This is a genomic window from Kocuria turfanensis (assembly GCF_001580365.1).
GTDB classification, from domain to species: Bacteria; Actinomycetota; Actinomycetes; order Actinomycetales; family Micrococcaceae; genus Kocuria; species Kocuria turfanensis.
The window spans coordinates 835,448-858,010 of sequence record NZ_CP014480.1 but is presented as its reverse complement, the minus strand read 5'-3'; the positions used below and the strand labels follow the sequence as shown (position 1 = coordinate 858,010).

18 protein-coding genes and 1 pseudogene are annotated in these 22,563 nt (G+C 74.8%); 13 read left to right on the top strand and 6 right to left on the bottom strand.

The features are described 5' to 3' along the window. Positions 1 to 11 precede the first annotated feature (11 nt). Positions 12 to 611, top strand: coding sequence for a 16S rRNA (guanine(966)-N(2))-methyltransferase RsmD (gene rsmD, locus AYX06_RS03930; protein ID WP_062734685.1), 600 nt, complete (start codon positions 12 to 14; stop codon positions 609 to 611). Positions 612 to 717: 106 nt separating this feature from the next. Next, a complete protein-coding gene (locus tag AYX06_RS03925; RefSeq protein WP_062734684.1) occupies positions 718 to 2,040 on the top strand; it encodes a UDP-glucose dehydrogenase family protein in 1,323 nt (440 codons plus the stop codon). Positions 2,041 to 2,113: 73 nt separating this feature from the next. Here the strand turns inward: AYX06_RS03925 and AYX06_RS03920 are convergent, their stop codons facing one another. Together AYX06_RS03920 and AYX06_RS03915 are read right to left on the bottom strand one after the other, a co-directional pair. Beyond that, positions 2,114 to 2,359: a hypothetical protein gene (locus tag AYX06_RS03920; protein ID WP_062734680.1), complete on the bottom strand. Its 246-nt coding sequence runs from the start codon at positions 2,357 to 2,359 to the stop codon at positions 2,114 to 2,116. A 199-nt stretch (positions 2,360 to 2,558) separates the two neighbouring features. Next, entirely contained in the window at positions 2,559 to 3,779 is a 1,221-nt protein-coding gene (locus AYX06_RS03915) for an aminotransferase class I/II-fold pyridoxal phosphate-dependent enzyme (RefSeq protein WP_062734677.1), read from the bottom strand. A 46-nt stretch (positions 3,780 to 3,825) separates the two neighbouring features. Here AYX06_RS03915 and coaD point away from each other — a divergent pair, with 46 nt between their 5' ends. The 5 genes from coaD to mutM all read left to right on the top strand — a co-directional run bounded on the left by coaD (position 3,826) and on the right by mutM (position 6,848). Next, positions 3,826 to 4,293, top strand: a complete 468-nt coding sequence (coaD, locus tag AYX06_RS03910) for a pantetheine-phosphate adenylyltransferase (protein WP_062734674.1) — start codon at positions 3,826 to 3,828, stop codon at positions 4,291 to 4,293. A 68-nt stretch (positions 4,294 to 4,361) separates the two neighbouring features. Beyond that, positions 4,362 to 4,976 (top strand): YceD family protein, encoded by a 615-nt coding sequence (locus AYX06_RS03905; RefSeq protein ID WP_186815592.1) that lies wholly within the window; start codon positions 4,362 to 4,364, stop codon positions 4,974 to 4,976. A 2-nt stretch (positions 4,977 to 4,978) separates the two neighbouring features. After that, positions 4,979 to 5,182, top strand: a complete 204-nt coding sequence (gene rpmF / locus AYX06_RS03900) for a 50S ribosomal protein L32 (protein WP_031282896.1) — start codon at positions 4,979 to 4,981, stop codon at positions 5,180 to 5,182. Between the two features lie 5 nt (positions 5,183 to 5,187). Continuing rightward, entirely contained in the window at positions 5,188 to 5,886 is a 699-nt protein-coding gene (gene rnc, locus AYX06_RS03895) for a ribonuclease III (RefSeq protein WP_062734672.1), read from the top strand. Between the two features lie 20 nt (positions 5,887 to 5,906). Next, a complete protein-coding gene (mutM, locus tag AYX06_RS03890; RefSeq protein ID WP_062734669.1) occupies positions 5,907 to 6,848 on the top strand; it encodes a bifunctional DNA-formamidopyrimidine glycosylase/DNA-(apurinic or apyrimidinic site) lyase in 942 nt (313 codons plus the stop codon). A 22-nt stretch (positions 6,849 to 6,870) separates the two neighbouring features. Here mutM and AYX06_RS03885 read toward each other — a convergent pair whose 3' ends face one another. From AYX06_RS03885 to AYX06_RS03875, 3 genes are all read right to left on the bottom strand, one after another. Next, entirely contained in the window at positions 6,871 to 8,052 is a 1,182-nt protein-coding gene (locus tag AYX06_RS03885) for an NAD-dependent epimerase/dehydratase family protein (protein ID WP_084271434.1), read from the bottom strand. Next, a complete protein-coding gene (locus AYX06_RS03880; RefSeq protein ID WP_062734667.1) occupies positions 8,049 to 10,745 on the bottom strand; it encodes an alpha/beta fold hydrolase in 2,697 nt (898 codons plus the stop codon). The genes AYX06_RS03885 and AYX06_RS03880 overlap by 4 nt, the downstream gene beginning before the upstream one ends. 129 nt (positions 10,746 to 10,874) lie before the next feature. Then, the gene (locus AYX06_RS03875) at positions 10,875 to 11,900 is read right to left on the bottom strand and encodes a 3-oxoacyl-ACP synthase III (RefSeq protein ID WP_062734664.1); all 1,026 of its coding nucleotides are present in this window, start codon (positions 11,898 to 11,900) and stop codon (positions 10,875 to 10,877) included. A gap of 257 nt (positions 11,901 to 12,157) precedes the next feature. Here AYX06_RS03875 and smc point away from each other — a divergent pair. Further along, positions 12,158 to 15,771 (top strand): annotated as a pseudogene (gene smc / locus AYX06_RS03870) (chromosome segregation protein SMC). A 75-nt stretch (positions 15,772 to 15,846) separates the two neighbouring features. On the opposite strand, the gene AYX06_RS03865 reads toward smc, so the two are convergent. Then, the gene (locus AYX06_RS03865; RefSeq protein ID WP_062734662.1) at positions 15,847 to 17,082 is read right to left on the bottom strand and encodes an MFS transporter; all 1,236 of its coding nucleotides are present in this window, start codon (positions 17,080 to 17,082) and stop codon (positions 15,847 to 15,849) included. Positions 17,083 to 17,161: 79 nt separating this feature from the next. Here AYX06_RS03865 and ftsY point away from each other — a divergent pair, with 79 nt between their 5' ends. The 5 genes from ftsY (at position 17,162) to AYX06_RS03840 (ending at position 22,527) form a co-directional block, all read left to right on the top strand. After that, positions 17,162 to 18,307, top strand: a complete 1,146-nt coding sequence (gene ftsY, locus AYX06_RS03860; protein WP_062734659.1) for a signal recognition particle-docking protein FtsY — start codon at positions 17,162 to 17,164, stop codon at positions 18,305 to 18,307. 207 nt (positions 18,308 to 18,514) lie between these two features. Beyond that, positions 18,515 to 19,828, top strand: coding sequence for an ammonium transporter (locus AYX06_RS03855; protein ID WP_062734657.1), 1,314 nt, complete (start codon positions 18,515 to 18,517; stop codon positions 19,826 to 19,828). Positions 19,829 to 19,879: 51 nt separating this feature from the next. Next, positions 19,880 to 20,218, top strand: coding sequence for a P-II family nitrogen regulator (locus AYX06_RS03850; protein ID WP_047805187.1), 339 nt, complete (start codon positions 19,880 to 19,882; stop codon positions 20,216 to 20,218). Between the two features lie 223 nt (positions 20,219 to 20,441). Next, positions 20,442 to 22,034, top strand: coding sequence for a signal recognition particle protein (ffh, locus tag AYX06_RS03845; protein ID WP_062734655.1), 1,593 nt, complete (start codon positions 20,442 to 20,444; stop codon positions 22,032 to 22,034). A gap of 7 nt (positions 22,035 to 22,041) precedes the next feature. After that, positions 22,042 to 22,527, top strand: coding sequence for an NUDIX domain-containing protein (locus AYX06_RS03840; RefSeq protein ID WP_062734653.1), 486 nt, complete (start codon positions 22,042 to 22,044; stop codon positions 22,525 to 22,527). The last annotated feature ends 36 nt before the right edge of the window (positions 22,528 to 22,563 follow it).

Genomic DNA, 22,563 nt, shown 5'->3' with positions numbered 1-22,563 from the left:
GGAGCACGACCATGAGCAGGATCATCGCCGGAGCCGCCGGGGGACTGCGCCTGCAGTCCGTGCCGGGCCAGGGCACCCGCCCCACCACCGACCGGGTCAAGGAGTCGCTCTTCGCCCGCCTCGAGGCCTGGGGCATGCTCCACGAGGCCCGGGTCCTGGACCTGTTCGCCGGGTCCGGGGCGCTGGGCTGCGAGGCCGCCAGCCGGGGCGCGGCGGCGGTGACCCTGGTCGAGCGCCACCCGCCCGCCGTCCGCGCCTGCCGGGCCAACGCGGCCGTGGTGCACCGGGCGCTGGGCCGCGACGACGTCGTCGCGGTCCACCAGGGCGCCGTCGCCGCCTACCTGGCCGATCCCGCGGCGGGTCCCTGGGACCTGGTGCTGGCCGACCCGCCCTACCCGCTGGGCGAGCGCGAGCTGACCGCGGTGCTGGCGGCGCTGGTGGGCCGGCTGGGCGAGGGCGGGGTGGTCGTGGTCGAGCGGTCCTCGCGCTCGCCCGAGCCGGCGTGGCCGTCCGGGCTGCGCCGCTTCGAGCAGAAACGGCACGGGGAGACCACCACGTGGTTCGCCGAGACGGCGCTCACATCCGCGCCGCCGCCCGGCGCGCCGCGCTGAGCAGGTGCGCCGCTGCGCGCCCCGGCCCTGACAAGATCGCCCTGACAAGATGCGACAGGCAACAACGAGCACGGGCCCGGCGGCCCGGCAGAGACGGAGGACGTCCATGAAGATCACGGTTCTGGGCACGGGCTACCTGGGGGCCACGCACGCCGCGTCGATGGCGGAGATGGGCTTCGAGGTCCTGGGCGTGGACGTGGACCCGGCCAAGGTCGACGCCCTGTCCCGCGGGGAGCTGCCCTTCCACGAACCAGGACTGGGCGAGCTGCTGCGCAAGCACGTGGACACCGGGCGCCTGCGCTTCACCACCAGCTACGAGGAGGCCGGGGCTTTCGGCGACGTGCACTTCGTGGGGGTCGGCACGCCCCAGCGCGCCGGGTCCTTCGCGGCGGACATGCGCTACGTGGACGCCGCCGTGGGCTCGATCGCCGCGGCCGCCACGAAGGACTGCGTGATCGCCGGCAAGTCCACGGTCCCCGTCGGCTCGGCCCGGCGGCTGGCCGACCTGGCGCGGGCCTCGGCCCGGGACGGGGTGGACGTGTCCCTGGTCTGGAACCCGGAGTTCCTGCGCGAGGGCTACGCCGTGGAGGACACCCTGACCCCGGACCGGATGGTGCTGGGCGCGGAGGACGCGGCCGCGGAGGCCGTGATGCGCCGGGTCTACGCCCGCCAGCTGGAGGCGGGCGTGCCGCTGATCGTCACCGACTTCGAGACGGCCGAGCTGGTGAAGGTCGCCGCCAACGCGTTCCTGGCCACCAAGATCTCCTTCATCAACGCCCTCTCCGAGCTGACCGAGGCGGTCGGCGGGGACATCCGCACCCTCGCCGACGCGATCGGGCTCGACGAGCGGATCGGGCGGAAGTTCCTCAACGCCGGGGTGGGCTTCGGCGGCGGCTGCCTGCCCAAGGACATCCGGGCCCTGCGGGCGCGGGCCGCGGAGCTGGGCGTGGAGCAGTCGGTGCGCTTCCTGGCGGAGGTCGACGACATCAACGTCCGCCGCCGCGGGCACACCGTGGACACCGTCACCCAGATGCTCGGCGGCTCCGTGGTGGGCAAGCAGGTGGCCGTGCTCGGGGCGGCCTTCAAGCCCGACTCCGACGACGTGCGCGACTCCCCGGCCCTGGACATCGCCGCCCGGCTGCACTCGATCGGCGCCGAGGTCGCCGTCTACGACCCCAAGGCCAACGCCAACGCCGCCAAGCGCTATCCGCGCCTGGACTACGTGGACTCCCTCGAGGCCGCCGCCACCGGCGCGGAGGTCGTGGTGCTGCTGACCGAGTGGGCCGAGTTCAAGGCGATGACCCCCGAGCAGCTCCACCCGCTGGTGGCCGTGCCGCAGATCCTGGACGGGCGCAACGTGCTCGACCCCGAGCGCTGGGCCGCCGCCGGCTTCTGCTACCGGGCCCTCGGCCGCCGGGCGACGGTCTGAGCTCCTCCCGCCCACGCACCGCGGCGACGGCGGCCGCTGTCTCGGCAGCGGCCGCCGTCGCCGCGGGCGGGACTCAGTCCCCGTACTTCTCGAAGATCAGGTCGTCCGTGTTCTTGTCCAGCTGCATCGAGCTGCTGTGCTGGATGAGCCGCGCCACGGTGCTGGCCTCGCTCTCCGGGACGACGAGCAGGTACTCCTCCACACCGTCGTCGAGCGTCAGCTCGAACGTGTAGGAGCCGGCGTCGCCGTCCCCCTGCCTGCTGCGGATCACGTCGACGCTCGTGACCCGCCGGATGTTCTTGCCCTGGCCTGCTGGCATGGTTCCCCCTTCGGACACAGCTTGCGGGAGGGGCCGGTCGCCGCGGCCGCGCGTGCCGGCCCCACTGACGACGGCGGCCGTCGGCGGGCCGCCGGCCCGGGCCCGGAACGCTCCACCGGGCTCGCGGGTGCGCACCACGGTAGCCACCCGGCACGGCCGCGCCAAGGGTGCTGACCGTGTGTGACGGGCCCTCCGCGGCTCAGCCGGCCAGCCGCCGGCCGGCCTGCTCCAGGAGGTCCCGGCGCTTGCCGAAGGAGAAGCGCATCCAGGTGGTGTACAGACCCCGGTGCGCCGCCGAGGCCAGGGCCGGCACCGGCACGCCCACCACGCCGGAGCGCTCGGCCAGCACGGGGGCCAGCGCGGTGGCGTCCCCGACGCCGTGCCGCTCGCACAGTGCGCGCACGTCGGCCACGACGAAGAACGTGCCCTGCGGCTCGAAGGGCTCGGCGCCCGCGGCGGCCAGCCCCTGCACGAGCACGTCACGGCGCTGCCGGAAGTCCTCGGCCAGTCCCTCGTAGAAGGCGTCCGGCAGGCGCAGGGCCGCCGCCGCCCCGAGCTGCAGGGGTGTGGCGGCGCTGTGCGTGAAGTACGCCTTGGTGGCCCGCACCGCGCCGACGAGGTGCTCCGGCCCGCTCACCCAGCCCACGCGCCAGCCGGTGGCCGAGAACGTCTTGCCCACCGAGGAGACGGTGAGGGTCCGCTCGAAGGCCCCCGGCAGGGCCGCCAGGGGACGGTGGGCGCCGCCGTAGCGCAGGTGCTCGTAGACCTCGTCGGTCACCACCACGCAGTCGTGCTCCGCGGCCAGCTCGACCACCCGGGACAGGACGGCGTCGTCGAACACGGTGCCCGTGGGGTTGTGCGGGTCGTTGAGGATCACCATGCGGGTGCGGGGCCCGAAGGCCGCGGCGAGGCGGTCCAGGTCCGGGGAGAAGCGCGGGGGCTCGAGCGGGACCGTGACCAGCCGCGCGCCCGCGAACTCCACCACGGCGCCGTAGAGGTCGTAGTGCGGCTCGAAGGTGACGACCTCGTCCCCGGGTCGCAGGAACGCGAGGAGGCTCGCGGCCAGCCCCTCGGAGGCGCCCACGGTCACGACGACGCCGGAGGCCGGGTCCGGCTCGAGGCCGTAGAAGCGGCGCTGGTGCTCGGCGACGGCCTCCTGCAGCTGCGGCACTCCCGCGACCGGGGAGTACTGGTTGCCGCCGCCGCGCAGCGCGGCGGCGGCGGCGTCGAGCATCTCCGGGGGTCCGTCCACGTCCGGGAAGCCCTGGCCCAGGTTGATCGCCCCCGTCCGTGCGGCCAGCCGGGACATCTCCTCGAACACCGTCCCGGAGAGCTCGCCGGCGCTGGTCAGCAGGCCTCCTCCGTGGGCCATGCGCTCCCAGGGGGCGCGGGACGTGTGGGCGGCGGCAGTGGCATCCATGGCCGCCAGTCTAGGGTCCCGCGGCCGCGTGCCTAGGATGGGGCCCATGCATCGAGCGATCTGTCCCGGCTCCTTCGACCCCATCCACAACGGCCATGTGGAGGTCGTCGCGCGCGCCGCGGCGCTCTTCGACGAGGTGGTGGTCGCGGTGTCCACGAACCCGCACAAGCGCTACCGCTTCGACCACGAGCAGCGGCTGGCCCTGGCGGAGGAGAGCCTCGCAGGGATCGCCGGCGTCGTCGTCGAGCCCATGGGCGGAGGCCTGCTCGCGGACTACGCGGCGGAGCGTGGCGCGGTGGCACTGGTCAAGGGCCTGCGCTCGGGGGAGGACTACGCGTACGAGGTACCGATGGCCACGATGAACCGCGACCTCACCCGGGTCGAGACGGTGTTCCTGCCGGGGGACCCGCAGTTCCTGCACCTGTCCTCCACCCTCGTCAAGGAGGTCCAGGGGCTGGGCGGGGACGTCTCCGGCTTCGTGCCCGAGCCGGTGCTGCGCGCCCTGCGGGCCTGAGCCCGCCGGGGCCGTCCGGGGTCGCCGGGGCGCGTCCCGTTTGAGAACGGGCGGCGGGGCGCGCTACCATGGCCTGTCGGCCAGAATTTCACCAGGAGATCGTCATCAGTCGCGAGAACAGTTCGCCCCTCATCATCGATGTCAGGGACCTCGAGCACCGCCCGGGGACGATGCGACGACTGGAGAAGGTGGTGCCCGCGCCGAAGGACTTCGGCAACGCACTCATCGGCGCCCCGGAGGGTTCGGACATCGAGCTGGAGCTCCGGCTGGAGTCCGTCCACGACGGGATCCTGGTGTCCGGCACGGCCGCCGTGGACATCCACGGCGAGTGCAGCCGATGCCTCGACCCGATCGACTACGATCTGGACGTCGACGTGCAGGAGCTGTACCTCTTCGACGCCGCCACCACCGGTGGGGAGGACGTCGAGGACGACCAGATGTATGAAGTTCAGGACGAGAAGATCGACCTCGAACCCATGCTTCGGGACGCAGTGATCACTCAGCTGCCGTTCCAACCGGTGTGCCGGGAGGACTGCCAGGGGTTGTGCGCCCAGTGCGGCGCGCGCCTGGAGGACGACCCGGGACACCACCACGAGGTGCTCGATCCTCGCTGGAGCGCCCTGTCGGGCCTGCTCGAGCAGGACACCTCGGAGAAGACGACCGATACGAGAGAAGAGAGATAGCCGTGGCTGTTCCCAAGCGGAAGATGTCCCGTGCCAACACCCGTGCACGCCGTTCCCAGTGGAAGGCGACCGCGCCGAAGCTGGTCAAGACCGTCGAGAACGGCAAGGTCACCTACAGCCTGCCGCACCAGGCCAAGGTCGTGACCGACTCCGCGGGGACCGCGCTGTTCCTGGAGTACAAGGGCCGCAAGGTGGCCGACGCCTGACCACGGTGACCACCACCGCGAACCCTCAGGACCTGCTGGAGCGTCTCGGCGTCGACATCGACGCCGAGACGCTCCGTCTTGCGCTGACCCACCGCTCCTACGCGTACGAGCACGGGGGACAGGGCCACAACGAACGGCTCGAGTTCCTCGGCGACTCCGTGCTGGGCCTGGCGGTCACCGACGAGATCTTCCACCGCTACCCCGACGACTCCGAGGGCAACCTCGCCAAGATCCGCGCGGCCGTGGTGAGCACCCGCACCCTCGCCGACCTCGCGCGCTCCCTCGACGTGGGCGCGCACATCCGCCTGGGCAAGGGCGAGGTGCGGACCAGGGGGCACGAGAAGGCCTCGATCCTGGCCGACACCATGGAGGCGCTGATCGGCGCCGTCTACGTGTGCTCCGGGCTGGAGGCCGCCCGCGACTTCGTGCTGCGCCTGGTCGTGCCGCTGCTCGAGGACGGCTTCGTGATGACCGAGGGCCGCGACTGGAAGACCGAGATCCAGGAGCTCGCCGCGGCCCGCGGGCTGGGTCCCGTCCGCTACGCCGTGGAGGGCACCGGCCCGGACCACGACCGCCGCTACGAGGCGCACCTGCTCATCGGCGGGAAGGACCACGGCACGGGCGCCGGCACCACCAAGAAGGAGGCCGAGCGCTCCGCCGCCGCGCAGGCCTACGCGGCCCTGGTGGCCCGCAGCGGTGCCTGAGCCGGACACGCGGGGCGCCCGTGCCTGAGCTGCCCGAGGTCGAGGTCGTCCGCCGCGGCGTGGAGCGCTGGGTCGTGGGCCGCCGGATCGAGACCGTGCAGGTCCTCGACCCCCGCTCGGTGCGCCGGCACGCGCCCGGCCCGGTCGCCTTCGCCCACGAGCTCGAGGGCGCGGTGGTCGGCGACGCCGTGCGCCGCGGCAAGTTCCTCTGGCTGCCGCTGACCGGACCGGACGGGGACCCGCCGCAGGAGGCCCTGCTGGTGCACCTGGGGATGAGCGGGCAGCTGCTCGTCAAGGACGCCGGGCTGCCCGCAGAGAAGCACCTCAAGGTGCGGCTGAGCCTGTCCGAGCGCCCCGGCACCCCCGCCGAGCTGCGCTTCGTGGACCAGCGGATCTTCGGCGGCATGGTCCTGGACCGGCTCGTGCCCACCGACGACGGCGCCCCGGGCGGACGCTCGGTCACGGGACTGCCGGCCGTGCCCGCCCGCGCGGCCCACATCGCCCGCGACCCCCTGGACCCGGCCTTCGACGCCGACGTCCTGCACGACCGGCTGCGCCGGCGCCGCACCGGGCTCAAGCGCGCCCTGCTGGACCAGGCCCTCGTCTCCGGGATCGGCAACATCTACGCCGACGAGGCGCTGTGGCAGGCCCGCCTGCACTGGGCCCGCCCCACCGACACGCTCCGGCGCCCCGAGACGCACCGGGTGCTCGCGGCGGTCCGGGAGGTGATGGACCGGGCCCTCGCGGCCGGCGGGACGAGCTTCGACTCCCTCTACGTCAACGTCAACGGGGAGTCGGGCTACTTCGCCCGCGACCTCAACGCCTACGGCCGCTCCGGCCGGCCCTGCCCCCGGTGCGCGGAGGAGGGCCGGTCGGCGCTGATCGTGCGCGAGCAGTTCATGAACCGCTCCTCCTACCGCTGCCCGGTCTGCCAGCGCGCTCCCCGCAACGCCCGGTTCTGACCGGCCGCGGCGCAGTGCCGGCTCAGGCGGCGTCGGCGGCGGTGGACCCGGTGGCCGGCTGCGGGGCGTCGTGGGCGCCCAGCGGGTGCGTGCGGTAGTACTCGGCCAGCCGCCGCATGCCCTCCTCGATGGTCACGGCCGGCGTCCAGTCGAGCACCTCGCGGGTGGTCTGCTGGTCGAACCAGTGCGCCGTGGACAGCTGCTCGGCCAGGAACGCCGTCATCGGCGGCTCGTCGGCCCCCGGCCGCAGCGCCCAGAGCTTCTCGATGAGCTTCCCGGCGACGCGGGCCACCGCGCCGGGGACCCGCCGGGTCGGCGGCTGCACGCCCGCCGCCCGGCAGAAGCCGGAGATCAGCTCGCCCACGGTGCGCGGCTGGCCGTTCGTGACCACGAGCGCCTGCCCGTGCGACCACTCGATCCGCTCCAGCGCCCGCACGATGGCCTCGGCGGCGTTGTCGATGTAGGTGGTGTCGATCAGCGCCGCGCCGTGGTCCAGCAGCGGCATCCGGCCCCGGGCGGCGCGGTCCACCACGCGCTCGACCAGCTGGGTGTCCCCGGGGCCCCACACGATGTGGGGGCGCACGGCCGTGACGCGCAGTCCCCGGCCGTCCGCCTCCAGCGCGAGCAGCTCCGCGGCGGCCTTGGAGCGGGCGTAGTCGCCGCGGGCGTGCACGGGGTCGGCCGGGCGGGCCGGCTCGCCCACGATCGACACGCCCGTGTGGGCGACGGAGGGGGAGGAGACGAACACGACGTTGTCCACGCCCGCGCGCCGGGCCGCCTCCAGCAGCACCCGGGTGCCCGTGACGTTGATCAGCACGAACTCGTCCCAGTCCCCGGCGAAGGACACCTTCGCGGCGAGGTGGACGACGTCGTCGACGCCCTCCAGCGCGCGGGCCACGGCGTCGGGGTCGGTCACGGAGCCCAGCACCTCCTGCACGCCGGGATGGTCGGCCAGGGCGGCGTGCCGGCGCTGCAGCAGCCGCACCGTCCAGTTCCGGCTCCGGAGCAGGCGGGCCACGTGCTCCCCGAGCATCCCGGAGGCGCCGGTGACGAGCACCGTGCGGCCGCGCCCCTCCAGCTCCCGGGGCCCGCGGTCCACCTCGTGGCTGCCGGTGCCGGCCGGCGGGGCGCCCTCCGTCACGGCGGCGTCGTAGGCGGGGACCTTCTCGTCGTGCGGGCCGTCCTTGCGGTGCTTGCCGTTCACGGGTTCCTGATCCTTCCTCCGGCCAGGGCGGCGTCCGCCCACCCGGCCAGCAGGGCTCGGTCGATCTTGGAGTTGTGCCGGATGTCGGTGGGGTGCTCGGGCAGCACCAGGACGGCCGCGAGGTCCATGCCGGTCGCCTCCCGCACGGCCTCGCGCACGGCGCCGGTGAGCAGGGGATCGGCGGGTCCGGGCCGCGGGGCCGGCGGCACGGTCTCCGCAACGGCCACGGGCACCTGGGCGCCGGCGGGGCCCACGCCGACCACGGCGACGCGGCCCACTCCCGGCACGGTCTGGGCCGCGTGCTCGGCGGCGACCGGGGTGCGCACGCCCCCGGCGGTCACGATCACGTGGGCCAGGCGGCCCTCCACCCACAGCCGGCCGGCGGCGTCGACGTGTCCCACGTCCCCGGTGCGGTGCCAGCCGGGCAGCTGGGTGCTCCGGTGCTCCGTGGCCCACAGCCGGTCGTAGCGGTCCTTGACGTGCGGGGCGCGGGCGACGATCTCCCCGGTGGTCCCGGCCGCGGTGGTGATCTCGTCGCCGGGCACGCCGTCCGGGCCCAGGGCGGTGACGCCGAGCTCGGCCCCGTGCACGGCGGTGCCCACGCACACCCCGTTGCCGGCACCGGCCACCGGGGAGCCCCCCGCCACGGTGCCGTCCCGGCGCGCCTGGCGGATCGTGCCGAGCGTGACGTCGGTGAGGGGCAGCCCCTCCGTCATGCCGTAGGGCGTGTGCAGCGTCGCGGCCGGCACCAGCTCCTGGAACCGTTCCAGCAGCGCCTCCGGCAGCGGCGCCCCGGCCGAGAGCACCAGCTCCACGCGGCCCAGGGCCAGCCGCTGGCCCTCGTCGAGCTCGTGGGCGGTGGCCAGGACGTTCGTGATGGCGGCCGGGGACAGGAACACCGCGGTCGCCCGGATCGCGGAGGCGGCGTCGGCCAGGGCGCGGGCCGTGAGGGTCTTCGGGGCCGTGACGTCCATGTCCGGGGTCACCGAGGTCGTGCCCATGGCGGGCCCGAGCAGGGCGAACGGCGCGAAGCCGGCCACGAGCCCGGTGCCGGCGGACAGGCCGTAGGTGCCGCGCACGGCGTCGCGCATCGCGGAGAGCTGCCGGTGGGTGTAGACCACGCCCTTGGCCGGCCCGGTGGACCCGGAGGTGAACAGCACCACGGCGTCCGCCTCGGGGCCGGGAGCGGGCAGGTCCGGGCGCGGCGCGGACTCCAGCAGGCCGGGGACGTCGTGGGCCACGCCGAGGACGCGGCGGGAGACCGGGTCGAGGCGCTCCAGGGAGATCCGGGTGCCCGGCCAGCCCAGGGCCCGCCCGGCGACCAGGGCCTTGCGGATGCCCACCAGCCAGTCCGGCCCCGCGCCCTTGAGCGCCCGGGTCAGCCCCTTCGGGCCCAGCCCGGTGTCCGCGACGACGACGACGGCGCCGACGCGCAGGCACGCGTAGAGCAGCGCGGTGAGGTCCGAGCCCGGCGGGACCATGAGGTTCACCCGGTCCCCGGGGCGCACCCCGATGCCGGTCAGACCGGCGGCGAGGCGGTCGACCCGGTCGGCCAGCTCCGCCCAGCTCAGGCTGGCCCGCACGGGGGCCGTGGTCGCCCGCGGCCCCGTGGCCTCGGCACCGGGGGCCATGTCGACCACGGCGAGGCCGAGGTCGGCGCGGCGCTGCTCGAGCTCCGCGTGGAAGGGCACGTGGGCGCCCCGGGCCGTGGCGCGGCGCTGCACGTGCAGCTCGCGCCGGGTGGGGCCGGGCCCGAAGCGGTCGGCGAGCCAGGCCATCACCGGGCCGGCGATGTCCCGGGCCTCGGGCAGCAGGTGCTGGGCGCCCTCGTAGCGGTGCACGTCGGCGTGCGGCAGCCGCCGCATCAGGTCCTGCAGGTAGCGCTCCTGGAACACGGGGTCCCCGATGCCCCACAGGAGCAGGGCGGGGACGTCCATCCCGGCCACGCCGGCGGCGATCTGCTCGAATCTCGCGTGGGAGGGGTGGTCGGCGGGCACGGGGATGTCGGCCACGAAGTGGCGGATGGCCTCGCGCCGGGCGCGCGTGGCGTACGGGGCCCGGTAGGCCGCCCGGACGTCCGCGGGCAGGGACGGGTTCGCCAGCGCCAGCGCGACGTCGAGGAAGGCCGTGGTGCGCTCGGTGAGCAGCCCGTGGGCGGCCGGGGCCAGGGCCAGGCGCAGGGAGGCGGGGATCTCCTCGGCGCCGTCGTGGTGGACGGCGGTGTTGGTGAGGACCACCCCGCGGTGCACGTCCGGGTGCTCCAGCGCCCAGCCGGAGGAGATCAGCCCGCCCCAGTCGTGGGCGAGGGTCACCACGGGCGTGGTGGCGTCGTCGAGGCCGAGCTCGGCGGTGAGGTCGGCCAGGTCCCGCACCCGGTCGTCCAGGCGGCGGAAGAGCCCGGTGCGCTCGGAGAAGCCCATGTCGAGCTGGTCCACGGCCACGACCCGCCACGGGTTGGCGGGGTCGACGCCGGCGGCCAGCACGTCGCGCCACAGGTAGGACCAGGTCGGGTTGCCGTGCACGGCCAGCACCGTGCCGCGCGGGCTCAGCCCGGCCGCCTCCAGTGAGGCCGCGTTGTCCAGCAGGTGCCAGCGGCGGCGGCGGCCGGGCACGGGCTCCACGGGCGCGGTGGAGGCGACCGTGACCGTGCGGGACCAGACCGGGTCCACCCCGGGCAGCGGCACCTCGGTCATGGGCAGCCGTGCCGCGTCCGGCCCTTCGTGCTGGGGGGTCGTGGACGGTCGTCTGCGTGCCATGGGCGTGGGGCTCCTCGTCGGGTGCGGGCGTGCGGGGGTGATCGGGCGGCGCTCAGCGCCGGGGGATCACCAGTCGATCTCCATGTACGTCGCGTTGAGCCCCGAGCCGACGCCCAGGAGCAGGACCCGGTCCTCGCGCTCGAGCCGCTCGGCCTCGAGGGCGAGGGTCATGGGCAGGGCCGCGGCCGCGACGTTGCCCCAGAAGGGGAAGGTCAGCGGGAACCGCTCCGGGGCGATCCCGACGTCCTGGAACAGCTTGTTGGTGTGGGACATGGAGACCTGGTGGCCGATGTAGCGGTCCATATCCGACCACTCCCAGCCGTCCTGGTGCGCGTCGTGCCAGGCGTCCGCGAGCAGGCCCACGCCGTGCTTGAGCAGGCCGGTGGCGTCGGTGTACATGCCGTCGAAGCCGCCGATGCACAGCCCGTGGTGCTCGGTCGCGGACCGAGTCACGGACCCCGCGATGCGGTGGCCCTCCGGGTGCCGGTCGGCCGGCCCGACCACGGCGGCGGCGGCCCCGCAGCCGAGGGTCAGGGTGGCGAACTCGCGCACCACGTCCGCCCGCGTCACGTCCGGGCCCTGCAGCCGCTCGTACGTCTCGCGGTGCCAGGGGGTCGGGTCCTCGCCGGCGACGACGACGGCGTAGTCGATCGCGCCCGAGTCGATCATCGTGGAGGCGATCGTGAGCCCGTTGACGAAGCCCAGGCACGCGTTGGTGACGTCGAAGTTCAGCGCGGAGGGCGCCAGCCCGAGCCGGTGGTGCACGGACACCGAGACCGCCGGCTCGTAGCCGTCGCGGGTCACCGAGGCGTTGATCAGCAGCCCCACCTGCTCCGGGCGGACCCCCGCCCGGGCCAGGGCCGCCTCGCCCGCCTCCACGGCGCCGTCGGTGAAGTGGCGCCCCGGCGACCACACGCGCCGCTCGTTGACGCCCGCGAGGCGCTGCAGCAGCCCCTTCGGCATCTTCAGCCGCGCGAACGTGTCCTCCAGGACCTCGTCGGCGTGGGACGAGGGCACCACCTCGTCGGCCTCGACCTTGGTGATGGCCAGGAGTGCGGCGTTCTGGTGACGGATCGAGGAATTACCGGTCAAGGTCTCTGGCTTTCGTTAGGGGCTCGCCGACGCCCCGCTCCGGCGCCCGGCAGGCGCGGTCACGGGTCGGCAGGTCGTGCTGGTCGCGGTCAGTCTACCGGCCGGTCGTCGGCGCGGTGCCCGGGCACCGCCGTTTCTCTGCAGGCTTAGCTTTTCCCTCCGGCCCGGCCCCTGCCCGCACCGCGCCGCCGCGCCGGGACGCGCCCGAGTACAGTGGGGGCGACCCCCGAACCCCCAGTCCAGGAGACCGGCCGCCCGTGCACCTGAAGACCCTGACCGTGCGGGGGTTCAAGTCCTTCGCCTCGGCCACCACCTTCGAGTTCGAGCCCGGGGTCACCGCCGTGGTCGGGCCCAACGGCTCGGGGAAGTCCAACGTGGTGGACGCCCTGTCGTGGGTCATGGGGGAGCAGGGCGCCAAGTCGCTGCGCGGCGGGAAGATGGAGGACGTCATCTTCGCCGGCACGGCCGGGCGGGCCCCGCTCGGCCGCGCCCACGTGGCGCTGACCATCGACAACGCCGACGGCGCCCTGCCGATCGAGTACTCCGAGGTCACGATCTCGCGCACGCTCTTCCGCTCGGGAGGCTCCGAGTATGCGATCAACGGGAGGGCCTGCCGGCTGCTCGACATCCAGGAGCTGCTCTCCGACTCCGGGCTCGGCCGCGAGATGCACGTCATCGTGGGCCAGGGACAGCTCGACCGGATCCTGCACGCCACGCCCGAGGAGCGCCGCGGGTTCGTCGAGGAGGCCTCCGGGATCCTCAAGCACCGCCGCCGCAAGGAGCGCACGCTGCGCAAGCTGGAGGCCATGCAGGCGAACCTGGACCGGCTCGAGGACCTCACCGCCGAGATCCGCCGCCAGCTGACCCCGCTGGGGCGGCAGGCCCGGGTGGCCCGCCGCGCCCAGCGGATCCAGCACGACGTCCGCGACGCCCGGGCGCGGCTGCTGGCCGACGACCTCGTCCGGGCCCGCACCTCGCTCGCGGTCGACGAGGACCTCGAACGCCGGCTGCGCGCCGAGCGCGCGCAGGCCGAGCAGGACCTCGACGCCGGGCGCGCCCGGCAGGCCGACGTCGAGGCCCGCGCCGCGCGCGCGACGCCTGCGCTCAACGCGGCCCGGGACACCTGGTACCAGCTCACCGCGGTGCAGGAGCGCTACCGGTCGCTGGCCTCGCTGGCCGCCGAGCGGCGCCGGCTGCTGGGCCCGGCCGCCGAGGGGACCCGGACCGGCTCGCCGTGCAGGCCGCCCGCACCCGCGCGGAGCAGGGCCTGCTGCTCGAGCAGGTCGAGGACGCCACCGACGGGCTCGCCGCGGCCATCGAGGACCGGGAGGCCGCCGAGGCCGCCGCCCGGGCCCAGGACGCCGTGGTCACCGGCCTCCTCCGGGCGGCCGCCGACCGGCGCGAGGGCCTGGCCCGGCTGACGGGCGCCGTGGCGGCGGCCCGCTCCCGGGTGGAGGCGGCCGAGAACGAGCTCGCCCGCCTGCACGCCACCCGCGCCGAGGCCGGGGAGCGCCGGGAACGGGCCGGCGCGGAGGCCGAGAGCCTCGCCCTGGCCGCCCGTGAGGCGGCCGGTGCCGCCGACCGTGCCCGCGCCGAGCACGAGGCGGCGGACGCGGCGGCCGGGACGGCCCGTGCGGCCGCCCGGGAGGCGGAGACCGCGGCGCAGGAGCTGCTGCGCGCCCACGACGCCCAGCGGGCCCGTGCCGAGACCCTGCGCGCCGCCCTGCGCCAGCCCGACGGCTCGTCCGCGGTCCGCGAGCGCCACGCGGACGCCGTGCTGGGCGCCGTCGTCGACCTCGTGGGCGTGGAGCCCGGGTGGGAGCGGGCCGTGACCGCCGCCCTGGGCCCGTTCGCGGAGGCGCTCGCCGTGCGCTCCCACGGCGCGGCCGTCTCGGTCTTCGAGGCCCTGCGCGGGGACGGGGTGGGCCGGGTCCACCTCCTGGTCGCCGACGGCGCCGCCCCGGCGGGAGTCCCCGCCCCGCCGGAGGTCCTGCGCCTGCCCGGGGTCCGGCCCGCGGCCGCCGTCCTCGGGCCCGGGGCGGGGGGAACGGACGACGACGCCCGGCGCGGCGCGGCCGCGGTCCGCGCCCTGCTGGCCGGCACCGTGCTCGCGGAGGACGCGGCCACGGCGGCCCGGGCCGTGGCCGGCCGGCCCGGGCTGACCGCGGTGACCCGCGACGGCGACGTGTTCACCTCCGCGACCGCCTGGGGCGGGGCCGCGGAGGCCGCCGGCACGCTCGAGACCCGCGCCGCCGCCGAGCGCGCCGAGCAGGAGCAGGCCCGGCTCGCCGCCGCCCTGGACCGCGCCCGCGCCGCGGTGCGCGCGGCGGGCGAGGAGCGCGACGCCGGCCGCCGGCGGGCCCAGGAGGCCGCGGCGGCGCTGCGCGCGGCCGAGCGCGGCGCCGAGCGGGCCGCCTCCGAGCTGTCCCGGGTCCGGGCCGTGCTGGACTCCGCCGCGGCGGAGACCGGCCGCTTCGAGGAGCAGGTCGCGGCCGCGGACCGGCACCTGGCCGCGGAGCAGCAGCGCCTGCGCGAGGTCGCCGACCGCCTGCAGGCCGCCGAGGAGCTCGGCGAGGAGGACACCGAGGACGCCCAGCTGGAGGCCGCCGCCCGCCGCGACGAGCTGCACCGTGCCGCCACCGCCGCCCGCGCCACCGAGACCGAGGCGCGGCTGGCCCTGCGCTCCCTCGAGGAGCAGGCCCGTGCCCTCGGCAACCGGGCGGCCTCCCAGGAGCGGGCCGCCGCCACCGAGCGCCGGGCCCGGGAGGAGGCCGAGCGCCGGGCGCACCGCCGCCGGCTGCAGGCGCGCAACGCCGAGGCCGTGCTGGCCGCGGCCGAGCAGCTGCTGGTGCGTGTCGAGGCGTCCGTGGCCGCCGCCGCCGGGGACCGGGACCGGGCGGAGGCCGTGCGCGCCGGCCTGGACGCGGAGCTCACGGAGCTGCGCGCCGCCAACGACCGGCTCGCCGCCCGCGTCGCCGAGCTCACCGACTCCGTGCACCGTGACGAGCTGGCCCGCACCCAGCAGCGCACCCGGATCGAGGCGCTCGAGGCCCGCTCCCTGGAGGAGCTGGGCCTGACCCCGGACGCGCTCGTGGAGCACTACGGGCCGCACCTGCCGATCCCCGACCCCGACGAGGGGACCGGGACGGAGGAGCCGCCGGAGGGGGCGGACGGACAGGACGCCCTGTTCGGGGCGGTGGCGGGGGCGCCGTTCGTGCGGACCGAGCAGGAGAGGCGGCTGCGCCGGGCCGAGAAGGAGCTGGCCTCGCTGGGCCGGGTGAACCCGCTGGCGCTGGAGGAGTTCGCGGCGCTCGAGGAGCGGCACCGCTTCCTCGCCGAGCAGCTCGAGGACCTGAAGCGCTCCCGGCAGGACCTGCGCAGCATCCTGCGCGAGGTGGACGAGCACGTGGAACGGGTCTTCACCGAGGCCTACGCCGACACCGCCCGGGAGTTCGAGGGCGTCTTCGCCACCCTGTTCCCCGGCGGCGAGGGCCGGCTGCGGCTCACCGACCCGACGGACATGCTCAGCACCGGCATCGACGTGGAGGCGCGCCCGGCGGGGAAGAAGATCAAGCGGCTGTCCCTGCTCTCCGGCGGCGAGCGCTCCCTGACGGCCATCGCCCTGCTCGTGGCGATCTTCAAGGCCCGCCCCTCGCCGTTCTACGTGATGGACGAGGTCGAGGCGGCCCTGGACGACCGCAACCTCGGGCGGCTGCTGAGCATCTTCCGCCAGCTGCAGGAGACCTCGCAGCTGATCATCATCACGCACCAGAAGCGGACGATGGAGATCGCCGACGCCCTCTACGGGGTGTCCATGCGCGGGGACGGGGTCACCACCGTGATCGGGCAGCGGCTCGCCGAGCTACGCTGAGCCCGGCGCCGGGCCCGTGCCGCCCGGTCACCGGTCGCCCGGTCACCGGTCGCCCGGCACCGCGCCCGGGCCCGCCTACGACCCGGCCGGGCGCGCCGCCGCGGTGTCGGGCCGTTCCATGGTGTCCCGCACGGGCAGCCAGGCCCCGGCCGCGAGCAGCATGATCGCCCCGGAGACCCCGAAGGCCCAGCCGAAGCCCGCGGCGTCGGCGAGCGCGCCGGCGACCACGGGGCCCAGGATCTGCCCGGCGTCGGCGCTCATCTGGAAGCGCGCGAGCACGGGCCCGCCGGCCCGGTCCGGCCCGATGACGTCGGCCACGGTGGCCTGCTGCCCGGGGTTCAGCGTCCCGGAGCCCATGCCCGCCACCAGGGACAGGACCACGAACCACGGCACGTCCTGGACCAGGCCCAGGCCCATGGTGGCGACCCCGTTGACCAGCAGCCCGGAGAGCACCAGCGGCTTGCGCCCGAACCGGTCGGTCAGCCGGCCGGTGACCGGCAGGGCCAGGGCGTTGCCCGCGGCGTAGACCGCCAGCGCCAGGCCGGCCACCGCGGAGCCCGCCCCGAGGACGGCGACCGCGAACAGCGGCACCAGGGCCACCCGGATCCCGTGGGCGGTCCAGCCGTTGGCGAAGCTGGAGACCAGCGCGGAGCGGTAGGCGCCCACCTGCCGGGCCTCCGCCACGGTCATCACCGGCTGGTTCCTCCGGTCCCGGCCGGCACCGAGCACCTCGTCCTTGAGCCGGAAGTGGACCACGGCCACCGCCACGAGCAGGGCGACCGCGTAGATCAGGAACGGGGCCTGCATCCCGAGCCCGGCGAGCAGGCCGCCCACGACCGGGCCGAGCACCCCGCCCACCAGGAACGCCGAGGCGTAGTAGCCGGAGACCCGGCCCCGCATCCGGGGCGGGGCCAGGCGCACGATCAGGCCCATCGCGGAGATCGTGAACATCACCGACCCGATCCCGCCGAGACCCCGGAACAGCAGCAGCTGCCAGTAGCTCTGGGCGAACGCGGTGGCCGCCGAGGACAGCGCCACGATGAGCACCCCGGTCACGTAGGTGGGGCGCTCGCCGATCCGGTTCAGGATCCGCCCGCCCGCCGGGGCGAACAGGAGGCGGGCCACGGCGAAGACGCTGACCACGGCGGAGGCCGCCGCCACCCCGACCCCGAAGGTCGTGGCGAACTGGGGGAGCACAGGCGCCACGATCCCGTAGCCGATCGCGATGACGAAGGCGGCGGCGATGAGCACCGTGATCTGCTGGGGGACGCGGTCGCGCTCGGGCGCGGGGGCGGGAGGCTGAACGGGCACCCGTCGAGTCTAGGACTCCGGGGCGCGCACGGCCCCCGCCGCAGGGTCCCGCCAGGGGCGGTGTGAGAAGCTGGGAGGCGTGGATTCGATACCCGTTCTCGTATACGTGCTCATCGCCGTCGTGGTCCTGGGTCTGCTCGGCCTCGTGCTGCTGCGCGGCCCCAAGGCCCCCCGCGGCGGCTACCCCTCCACCCGGGACGCCGACGACCTCGAGGGCGGCCCCGCCGAGGCCCCCGGGGACCTGGAGCCCGGCACCGGGCCGGCCCCGCCCGCCGACACCCGACCGGCGCTGGACCGGCCCGAGTCGGCGTCGTCGCGGATGGCGCGCCTGCGCGGGCGGCTGGCCCGGTCCAACAACGTCCTCGGCAAGGGCCTGCTGGCCCTGCTCTCCCGCGACCGCATCGACCAGGACGTCTGGGACGAGATCGAGGAGACGCTGCTGCTCGCCGACCTCGGCACGGACGCCTCGATGGAGCTCGTGGAGTCCCTCCGGCGCCGGGTCACGGTCGAGGGCACCAGCGACCCCGCGCACGTGAAGGCCATGCTGCGGGAGGAGCTCGTGAAGCTCGTGGACCCCACGCTGGACCGGTCGCTGGCCGTGTCCCGCAAGGGCCCCGTCCCCGCCGTCGTCCTGGTCGTGGGCGTCAACGGGGTCGGCAAGACCACCACCGTGGGCAAGCTCGCCCGCGTGCTCGTCGCCGAGGACAAGGACGTGCTGCTGGGCGCGGCCGACACCTTCCGGGCCGCGGCCGCCGACCAGCTCTCCACCTGGGGGGCGCGCGTGGGCGTGCCCACGGTGCGCTCCGACGTCGAGGGCGCCGACCCCGCCTCCGTGGCCTACGACTCCGTGGTCGCCGGCATCGAGCAGGAGGTCGACGTCGTGATGATCGACACCGCCGGCCGGCTGCAGAACAAGGCCGGCCTGATGGACCAGCTCGGCAAGATCAAGCGGGTCGTCGAGAAGGCCGCCGTCATCGACGAGGTCCTGCTGGTCATCGACGCGACCACCGGGCAGAACGGCATGACCCAGGCCCGCGTGTTCTCCGAGGCCGTGGACGTCACCGGCATCGTCCTCACCAAGCTCGACGGCACCGCCAAGGGCGGCATCGTGGTGGCCATCCAGAAGAGCCTCGGGGTCCCGGTCAAGCTCATCGGCCTGGGCGAGGGCCCGGACGACCTGGCCCCCTTCGAGGCGGAGGGCTTCGTGGACGCCCTGCTCGACTGACCCGTCCCCCGAACGCCCCACGGGCCCGCCGCAATTTACACGCGCGTCATCATTGCGGCGGGCCCGAAACATGTCCGCAACCGGGCGCGGCGGCGGACGAAACATCTCTCTCGGACACTCGAGGTGAACGGTGAGCACCGGACGGCCCCGCGGGGAACGGGCCAGTGGCACCGGTGACCGACCAACCCTCAGAGAGAGGTGCACATCGTGGAAATCACTGCTGGACACGTGTGGACGATCGTCGCGGCAGCCCTGGTCTTCTTCATGACCCCCGGGCTGGCGCTGTTCTACGGCGGGATGACCCGGGCCAAGGGCGTCCTCAACATGATGATGATGAGCTTCATCTCCATCGCCATCGTCTCGGTGGTGTGGGTGCTGTGGGGCTATTCGATGAGCGGCGGGGACCCGCTCCTGGGCGGGATCACCGGCAGCCCGGTGCCCTCCTTCGCCCTGGCCGACCTCATCGGCAGCGAGGACCTCCTCGGCGCCGCCTACGGCGGGACCTTCGCCATCATCACCGTCGCCCTGATCTCCGGGGCGATCGCCGACCGCGCCAGGTTCGGCGCCTGGGCCGTCTTCGTGCCCGTCTGGGCCACCCTCGTCTACGCGCCGCTGGCCTACATGGTCTGGGGCGGCGGGCTGCTCACCGAGGACGGCGCCGTGGGCTCCGCCCTCGGGGAGGCCATCGACTTCGCCGGCGGGCTCGTGGTGCACATCAACGCCGGCGTCGCGGCGCTGATCCTGATCATGATCGTCGGGGCCCGCCAGGGCTTCGGCAAGGACCCGAGCCAGCGCCCGCACAACCTGCCGCTCGTGATGCTCGGCGCCGCCATCCTGTGGTTCGGCTGGTTCGGCTTCAACGCCGGGGCGGCCGGCACGGCCGAGCAGGCCGGGCTGATCTGGATCAACACCCTCGTGGCGCCCTCCGCGGCGATGCTCGGCTGGCTGCTCACCGAGCGGATCCGCGACCGCCACGCCACGTCCCTGGGCGCCGCCTCCGGCGCCGTGGCCGGGCTCGTGGCCATCACCCCGGCCTGCGCCAACGTCTCCCCGGTGTGGGCGAGCGCGCTGGGCTTCGTGGCCGGCATCTGCTCGGCGCTGGCCGTGGGGCTCAAGTACCGCATGGGCATGGACGACTCGCTGGACGTGATCGGGGTGCACCTGGTCTCCGGCGTCGTCGGCACCGTGGCCCTGGGCTTCGTGGCGCTGCCGTCCGAGGGCACCGCGGGGCTGTTCTACGGCGGCGGCTTCGGCCTGCTGCTCACCCAGGTCGTGGCGGTGCTCGTCTCGGTGCTCTACTGCGCCGTACTGACCTTCCTCATCGCCTTCGTCGTCGACAAGACCATCGGCTTCCGGATCCCGGAGCGGGACGAGATCGACGGCATCGACATCACCCAGCACGCCGAGTCCGGCTACGCCCTGGCCGGCGACGCCACGGGCTCGTTCACCCCGGGCCGGCACGCCGCCGGCGAGGAGGCCGCCGCCTTCGAGCCCGGCCGCTCCCAGCCGGTGCGCGGCTGAGCCGTGCGACGGCGCCCGACGCATCCCACCCCCACGAAAGGCAGCTCTTCCATGAAACTCGTCACCGCGATCGTGCGCCCGGAGAAGTTCAAGGACATCAAGTCCGCGCTCGAGTCCTACGGCGTCCAGGGCATGACGGTCCAGAACGTGCACGGCTACGGCCAGCAGCGCGGGCACACCGAGGTCTACCGCGGCGCGGAGTACACGGTGGACCTGCTGGAGAAGGTCCGCGTGGAGATCCTCGTCGACGACCACCAGGCCACGGACATCGTCGACGTCATCGTCTCCTCGGCCAACACCGGCCGCGCCGGTGACGGGAAGGTCTGGGTCACCGACGTCCGGCAGGCCGTGCGGGTGCGCACCGGCGAGCGCGACGAGACGGCGCTCTGACCGCTCGGTCCCCGCGGCCGGTCCCCTTCCGCCGGAGGGGGCCGGCCGCCGTCGTGCCCGCCGTCTGGTCCGCCGTCGCGTCCGTCCCGTGACGGCGGCGGGCCCGGGGCCGCCCGGAGTTGCTAACCTTGGACACTGACCCGCCACACCGGGCCGGGCCGCGGCCCGCGGCGCAGACCGCGGCGCACCGGCCGACTCCCTCGACGAAAGCAGCTTTCGACCCGTGTTCAATTCACTGTCCGACCGGTTGACCGCCACCTTCAAGAACCTCAAGGGCAAGGGCCGCCTGACCGAGGCGGACGTCGACGCCACCGTGCGGGAGATCCGCCGGGCCCTGCTCGACGCCGACGTCGCCGTCCCGGTCGTGCGCGAGTTCACCGCCGCGGTCAAGGAGCGCGCCCTCGGGCTGGAGGTCTCCGAGGCGCTGAACCCCGGCCAGCAGGTCGTGAAGATCGTCAACGAGGAGCTGCAGAACATCCTCGGCGGCCAGACCCGTCGGATCCGGATGGCCAAGAGCGGCCCCACGATCATCATGCTCGCCGGCCTGCAGGGCGCCGGCAAGACCACCCTGGCCGGCAAGCTCGGCAAGTGGCTCAAGGGCCAGGGGCACCGGCCCCTGCTCGTGGCCTCGGACCTGCAGCGCCCCAACGCGGTCACGCAGCTGAAGGTCGTGGGCGAGCGCGCCGGGGTCCCGGTCTTCGCCCCGCACCCGGGCACCACCTCCGAGTTCGACGACCCCACGGGCGATCCCGTCCAGGTGGCCCGCGACGGCGTGGCCCAGGCCCGCGCGCGGCTGCACGACGTGGTCATCGTGGACACCGCCGGGCGCCTGGGCATCGACGAGGCGCTCATGGCGCAGGCCCGCGACATCCGCGACGCGGTGCAGCCCGACGAGGTGCTCTTCGTCATCGACGCCATGGTCGGCCAGGACGCCGTGAACACGGCGCAGGCCTTCAACGAGGGCGTGGACTTCACCGGCGTGGTCCTGTCCAAGCTCGACGGCGACGCCCGCGGCGGCGCGGCCCTGTCCGTGGCCTCGGTGACCGGCAAGCCGATCATGTTCGCCTCCACCGGCGAGAACGTCGACGACTTCGAGCAGTTCCACCCGGACCGCATGGCCTCCCGGATCCTCGACATGGGCGACGTCCTCACCCTGATCGAGCAGGCCGAGAAGCAGTGGGACCGGGCCGAGGCCGAGAAGATGGCCCGGAAGTTCACCGACCAGGAGGACTTCACCTTCGAGGACTTCCTGGCGCAGATGCAGCAGCTGCGCAAGATGGGCTCGATGAAGAAGATGCTCATGATGATGCCGGGCGCCGCCGGCATGCGCGAGCAGCTGGAGAACTTCGACGAGCGCGAGATCGACCGCGTCGAGGCCATCGTGCGGTCCATGACCCCGCACGAGCGGGTCGCCCCGAAGATCATCAACGGGTCCCGGCGGGCCCGCATCGCCAAGGGCTCCGGGGTGACCGTCTCGGAGGTCAATCAGCTCATGGAGCGCTTCGCGCAGGCGCAGAAGATGATGAAGCGGCTGGCCCAGGGAAAGGGCGTGCCGGGCATGCCCGCCGGCATCCCGGGCATGCCCGGCGGCGGCGGCGGCGCCGGCGGGGGCAAGAAGGGCAAGGGCAAGAGCTCCGCGAAGAAGGGCGGCTCCCGCTCCGGCAACCCCGCCAAGCGCGCCCAGGAGAACGCCGCCCTGGAGCAGCAGCGCAAGCAGAAGGCGCCCGCCGGCTCGGCGTTCGGCGCCGGCCAGGCCCAGCCGGACCCGGCGGACCTGAACCTGCCCAAGGGCTTCGAGAAGTTCCTGGGGAAGTGAGGCCCCGATGAGCTCCTACCTCTCCGAGCCCGAGCTGAAGAAGTTCGTCGACTCCCTGCCCACCCGGCGCCTGGCCGCCGAGGCCCTCATCCGCGACCCGCAGGGCCGGGTCCTGCTCGTCGAGCCCAACTACAAGTCGGACTGGACTGTTCCCGGCGGCACCGTGGAGGCGGGGGAGGACCCCCGCACCGGGTGCTTCCGGGAGGTCGTCGAGGAGGTCGGTCTGCACCTGGCCCCCGGCCGGCTGCTCGCCGTGGCCCACGGGGTGGCCATGGGCATCTGGGGGGACTCGGTCTCCTTCGTCTACGACGGCGGGGTGATCGACGCCGGCACCCCCATCACGGTGCAGGAGGAGGAGCTGCTCAGCCACCGCTGGACGGCCCCGGAGGAGCTGGACGCCTACCTGCGCCCGGGGCTGGCCCACCGCCTGCGCGCGGCCCTGGCCGCCCTGGCGGACGGGACGGTGGCGGAGCTCGTCGACGGCCCCCGCTGACCCCCGCCGGACGCGGCCCGCGGACCCGGTGGCGGC